Below are 578 nucleotides of genomic sequence, written 5' to 3' on the forward strand. Positions count from 1 at the left end.
GCAACCGCATCTTCAAGCAGCGCAATGTCGATATTGGCATCGTCTCGCTGGCGGATGCCTGGGCCTGGGGTTTTTCGGGCGTGATGGTGCGTGGCTCGGGTGCAGCCTGGGATCTGCGCAAGTCGCAACCCTATGAATGCTATTCGGAGATGGATTTCGACATTCCGATCGGCAAGAACGGCGACTGCTTCGACCGCTACCTCGTGCGCATGGAAGAAATGCGCCAGTCGGCGAAGATCATGCGCCAGTGCGTCGACCTTTTGCTCGGCAAGGAGAGCACCGGCCCGGTGTCGAACCTCGATGGCAAGGTGGTGCCGCCCAAGCGCCAGGCGATGAAGCGCTCGATGGAAGCGCTGATCCATCACTTCAAGCTCTACACCGAGGGTTATCGCGTGCCGGCCGGCGAGGTTTACGCCGCCGTCGAGGCGCCGAAGGGCGAATTCGGCGTCTATCTGGTCTCCGACGGCTCCAACAAGCCCTACCGCTGCAAGCTGCGCGCGCCGGGTTTCGCGCATCTGCAGGCGATGGATTTCCTCTGCCGCGGCCACATGCTGGCCGACGTCACCGCCGTTCTCGGC

Annotated in this window: 1 pseudogene; it reads left to right on the forward strand. The window is 62.8% G+C overall.

Going from position 1 to position 578, the window contains the following annotated elements:
- Positions 1-578 (forward strand): annotated as a pseudogene (locus EN994_RS34440) (NADH-quinone oxidoreductase subunit D); the annotation flags it as partial.

The sequence above is a fragment of the Mesorhizobium sp. M7A.F.Ca.CA.002.09.1.1 genome (genome assembly GCF_003998555.1).
Taxonomy (GTDB): domain Bacteria; phylum Pseudomonadota; class Alphaproteobacteria; order Rhizobiales; family Rhizobiaceae; genus Mesorhizobium; species Mesorhizobium ciceri.